The 2,330-nt window shown below is 54.6% G+C and carries 3 protein-coding genes; 1 reads left to right on the top strand and 2 read right to left on the bottom strand.

What is annotated here, in order from left to right:
* Nucleotides 1-382, top strand: a 382-nt coding sequence (locus WCE46_RS03930) for a DUF308 domain-containing protein (RefSeq protein ID WP_424732393.1), incomplete at its 5' end; no start/stop codon positions are given.
* A gap of 407 nt (nucleotides 383-789) precedes the next feature.
* Here WCE46_RS03930 and WCE46_RS03925 read toward each other — a convergent pair.
* Together WCE46_RS03925 and WCE46_RS03920 are read right to left on the bottom strand one after the other, a co-directional pair.
* Nucleotides 790-1,350: a flavin reductase family protein gene (locus tag WCE46_RS03925; protein WP_424732392.1), complete on the bottom strand. Its 561-nt coding sequence runs from the start codon at nucleotides 1,348-1,350 to the stop codon at nucleotides 790-792.
* A 163-nt stretch (nucleotides 1,351-1,513) separates the two neighbouring features.
* A partial coding sequence (locus WCE46_RS03920) for an HAD-IC family P-type ATPase (RefSeq protein ID WP_424732391.1) occupies nucleotides 1,514-2,330 on the bottom strand: 817 nt, incomplete at its 5' end.

Genomic DNA, 2,330 nt, shown 5'->3' with positions numbered 1-2,330 from the left:
CGTTGACCGGACGAACATGGGCTGGAAGATCCTCTTTGCGATCTTAAACCTTCTCGCGGGTATCATCATCCTTGCCCATCCGCTGTACAGCACATTCTTCCTGACCACATTCTTTATCATTATCATCGGCGTCTGGGCATGCATCACGGGAGCTGCCCACCTGTACCACGCATTCTCACAGAAGGACGCTGGAAATGCCATTCTTGGGATAGTCAGTTTCATCTTCGGGCTCCTGCTGCTCGTGGTGACCCTCATCTTCCCTCTGATTTCGATTGTCCTCCTTGCGTTTATTGCCGGGATCTTCGCTATCGTTATCGGCATTGCTGCCATCGTGGCCTCGTTTGCAGCAAAAAAAGCAGTCCCTGCGATTCCGGCCCAGTAACAGCAAAACCTTTTTTTCCAAATTAATCCCCCTGAATTGGTTCTCCCTCAGGAATCATGAAGAAGTAATTGTTACCATCATCCCCATGGTACGATGAGTGCCACCGCCCCCGACGGGGCGCCCCCGCGGCGGATCAAAAACCCAAATCCGGATGGAAAAACAGATATACAAAAACTCCCTGCCCCGCCATGCCCCGGAGGGGCGCTCGCGGCGGGGACCCCTCATACATTTTTCCCCGGCATTCATAGATCTGAAGTGAATGCAATCGGTTCATATCCGGTTTCGCGGATCCAGAAAATTCTTTTCGCAAAGTGAGGCCAAACCGGGTCAGACTATCCCTCCCTCCTGTGCTTTCACGTTATCCGTGCAGGAATACCTTGCCAATCCAGCCGGCAAAAAAAAGATCATTATTTTTTCATAAGGGATTTTCCTGCGGAGAACGCCGTGCCGGCGATACCTCCCAGTTTCCGGTACGAGTGGCCGGCAAGGAGGAGTGGGTCGATCTTCTTTGGATCGGGAATATTGTCCGTAAGGCAGGGCGTGTCCACGTAGTACTCGACAACTTCGCCGATGAAGACCTCGTTGTTGGGCAGTTCCACGGTCTTTACCACTTTGCAGACTGCATTTACCGGGCACTCCTGGATCATCGGGGCGTGTTTTTCCTTTCCGTAGAATCCGGTAAAGATCCTGGACTTGTCGGTGGTGCGGCCCGAGACAAGCCCGCAGTAATCGGTCTCTTTTATAAGCGCTGCCGGTGGCACGTTGATGCTGAAGTACCCGGTCTCTTTAATCCCCGCATTGGTAAAGTGGGCCTTCATGGACGAGATATAGACAAGCGGCGGCTGCATCGACATGACGCCATATGCACCGATCGTAAGGTAGTTTTCCTTTCCCTTCACCAGCGCGCCGGCGATCACGATCGGCATCGGCGTCGAAGGAGCCTGGTTTGGTATCTGGATCTTCTCCATATCTGACCTCCTGGCGCCCGGAGCCGATCCCGGAAGCACATGGCCTCCTGACCGGCCCGGAGCCTTAGATTTACCTACTGTTCGATGCAGTATATACAGTACTGGCTGGAAGTTTCTGTTTCCCGATTCTCTTTTTGGGAAAAAAAGAAAATCGGTCTGCCGGTTACGTGACTGCCGGGGATTTTTTTGCTGCACGGTACCTGCCGGATGCATACCGGATCAAAAACCCGATGACGAGCACCGGTACCGCCGCTGCCACCGCTACTGTTACCCATTCCGTGGCGGTGAGTGGTACTGTGCCAAAGACCTCGCCACCGAACTGGATGATGAGGATCTGGATAATCACGATCCCACCCATAACAAGGAAAAACATCGGGTTACCTTTAAAAAACTGCGGCATCTTCCCGTCCATCGCCCGGCAGTTGAACCCGTTTGTCACGGCAGCAATGATGAATGCCGCAAAGAAGATCGTGCTGATCTCTGATTCGGTCCTGCCGCCAAGGAACCCGGTGCCGAGCTGAAGAAGGCCGCCAACGACAATGAAGGTGCCGGTGATTGCGATCGTGATCCACATAAACGGCGTGATGATTGGGGCGTCACGTGGGACCGGCGTCCGATCGAGCAGCCCGCAGTGCGGGGCCTCCGAGCAGAGCGCAAACGCGGCGAGCGTGTCCATGATGATATTGATCCAGAGGATCTCAATAATGGTAAACGGCTCCGGTAAACCGAGGAGCGGTGCGATAAACACAAGGATGCAGGCGCTGAAGTTGATGGTGAGCTGGAAGAGGAGGAAGCGCTGGATGTTCTCATACAGCGACCGGCCCCACCAGACTGCGCTTGTGATCGAGACAAATGAATCATCGAGAAGGATGATGTCGCTTGCCTCCCGTGCCACTTCGGTGCCGGCAATCCCCATCGCAAGTCCCACATCCGCGTGCCTGAGCGCCGGGGCATCGTTTGTCCCGTCGCCGGTCACGGCC

It is taken from the genome of Methanoregula sp. (assembly GCF_049690535.1).
GTDB lineage: Archaea > Halobacteriota > Methanomicrobia > Methanomicrobiales > Methanospirillaceae > Methanoregula.
This window is presented reverse-complemented; position numbering and strand designations above follow the sequence as displayed.